2 protein-coding genes are annotated in these 2,328 nt (G+C 55.1%); both read right to left on the bottom strand.

Features of this window, described 5'->3' with window-relative positions; translation table 11 throughout:
• Positions 1–148: 148 nt before the first annotated feature.
• Positions 149–514: a histone-like nucleoid-structuring protein, MvaT/MvaU family gene (locus DBR24_RS08865; protein ID WP_123468398.1), complete on the bottom strand. Its 366-nt coding sequence runs from the start codon at positions 512–514 to the stop codon at positions 149–151.
• Positions 515–749: 235 nt separating this feature from the next.
• Complete coding sequence (locus DBR24_RS08860) at positions 750–2,285, bottom strand: EAL domain-containing protein (RefSeq protein ID WP_128614530.1); 1,536 nt, start codon at positions 2,283–2,285, stop codon at positions 750–752.
• Positions 2,286–2,328: the final 43 nt, after the last annotated feature.

Below are 2,328 nucleotides of genomic sequence, written 5' to 3'. Positions count from 1 at the left end.
GTAGCAACATTGCGCAGCAAATTTTTTTGCGTTCTGGCTCACGGGTGTTACACGAAAATCACAACTTGCTCGATGAAATTCATTTCATTTGTTAGATATTGTCAATAAAAAAGCCCCGCACGATGCGGGGCTTTTTGTTGAAGCGCGATTAACCGCGCAACCAGGAATCAACGGTAGCTGCACCGTATTGTTCCTTCCAGGCTTTCAGGCCACGGTGGTTGCCACCTTTGGTTTCGATCAGTTCACCAGTGTGCGGGTTCTGATAAACCTTGACCACGCGAGCGCGGCGGGTTTTAGGGGCCGCAGACACTTGCAGACCGGATTTTGCCGGATTCGGATCGAGGATGGCGATGATGTCTTTCAGGCCTTTGCCATAGGTTTTCATCAGCCCCTGGAGCTTTTCTTCGAATTCGATTTCTTTCTTGAGCCCGGCATCGTTCTTCAGCGATTCCAGCTGCTTGAGCTGTTCCTGAAGGGCCTTTTCAGCTGCACGAAATTCAGCGAGTCTGGACAATATCTTTACTCCAATAGTGTGTTTGGCTGATACCAACCGCAAACAAAGCTATAAGCCAAGAGCCTTGAAGCGACTCGGTGATAATTGGCTCACCTGCCAGTCTTGCAACAGGCATGAAAAATTGTAGTAGTTAATGAGCCAAGAGTAAATCCTGACTTTTTCCTCATGTAACAATCACAGTCTTTTGTATCAATTTGGTGCGTCGTGGTGATGCGCTCTGAAAAATTTCATTTAGTTAATGGTGACTTAATGCACTGATGAAGTCTGCCGCAGCCATCGGCTTGCCGAACAGATAACCTTGCAGGAAGTTGACGTTATGGGCGGTCAGATAATCGGCCTGTGCCTGGGTTTCGACACCTTCGGCAACAATACCCAAGTCCAGCTTGGCCGAGAGTTCGATAATGGTGTCCAGAATGTGCCGGGACAGTGCGTCAACACCGATCATGGCGACGAAACTCTGGTCGATCTTCAGGAAATCGACATTGAACTTGCGCAGGTAACCGAGGCTGGAATGCCCGGTGCCGAAATCGTCGATGGCAATCATTACACCCAGCTCATGCAGTTGCGCGAACAACTGTCGGGTGATGTCGGTCGGCTCGATCAGCTGGCGCTCGGTCAACTCCAGCACCAGATTGATACTGCCCGGCGTGAATGCCGCCAGCAGTTCGCGGCAATCGTCCACCAGTGCAAGATCCTGACAGTGGCTGGCGGTGATATTGATGCCGAGGTGGAAGGGGGTGACGAATGTCGCCGACAGAGGCCCGAGGAGGGTGGCGGTTTGCTGCATCAGGGCGCGGGTCATTGGCACGATCAGGCCGGAGTGCTCGGCGAACGGAATGAACAGGTCCGGACGGACCAGCCCCTCTTTCGGGTGGTTCCAGCGCATCAGCACCTCAGCGCCTGACCACCTTTTGCTGTCGCCATGCACCACGGGTTGAAAATAGGGAATGAATTCGCCAGCCTCCAGCGCGCGGAGCATTTCATGGCTCGGCGACGTCGAGCGTTTTTGCAGGACATGCCCGATCGCCGCCGACACCACACCAAAAAACATCAACAGACTGAACAATGGCGGGTATTCATCGGCCATGTACCGCCAGGTTTCGCCTTGGGCAAAACCGGCAGCGACACTGAACGCATAATGCGAAGAATCCAGCTTGCTTTGCGCCACCGGGAGCGTCGGCAACTGGCCTTGATGCACGGTGCCGTCGGCGGACAGCCAGTTGTTGCCCACTTGCAGGAGCAACAGTGTGTCCCGGCCAATCAGGCGCAGGATGTTGCTCAGGTGATAACCATCCAGTGTCGTCAGCGCACCGCCGCGTCCGTCACTGAGGCGATACACCAGCAACGCGGTGTTGGGCGTTACCGGATTGCCGTTCATCAACCACAGCTTGCCCTGAGTGTAATCACCGGCATTGACGGCTTCCTTGAAATCGCCGAACAACGAGCTGCAATAGAGATTGTCGTCCCACACCAGGTTGGTCGAGCGTACGAACGGGCGGCGGGTGACCTGTTCGCGCAAGGCGAGCTTGACCTCTTCGCAGGTTTTGCCGGCCAGTGGCAGTAATTCCCGGGCGGCTTGCGCGGTGTTGTCGAGCATCAGTTCGAACTGGCGCAGTGCTTCCTCGGCCGTTTGCAGCGCGCTCTGCTGCAAGGTGCGTTCAGCCTGGATGTAAAGAATCGCACTGCCCAGCACGACAGGGAGCAGACCGCTGAGCAGCGTCACGATAATACGGATGCTGCGTTTGCGGCGGGGTCTGACGGTTAACGGCATGGGCGCATCCTGTCGCGAAAAAGTAGGGCTCTCGAACGCTGGC

The sequence above is a fragment of the Pseudomonas sp. HMWF006 genome, assembly GCF_003061205.1.
GTDB classification, from domain to species: Bacteria; Pseudomonadota; Gammaproteobacteria; order Pseudomonadales; family Pseudomonadaceae; genus Aquipseudomonas; species Aquipseudomonas monsensis.
This window is presented reverse-complemented; position numbering and strand designations above follow the sequence as displayed.

Bases quoted from the DNA above. Each gene is read 5' to 3' on its own strand.
- DBR24_RS08860 (WP_128614530.1), bottom strand. From the start codon at position 2,285: ATGCCGTTAACCGTCAGACCCCGCCGCAAACGCAGCATCCGTATTATC.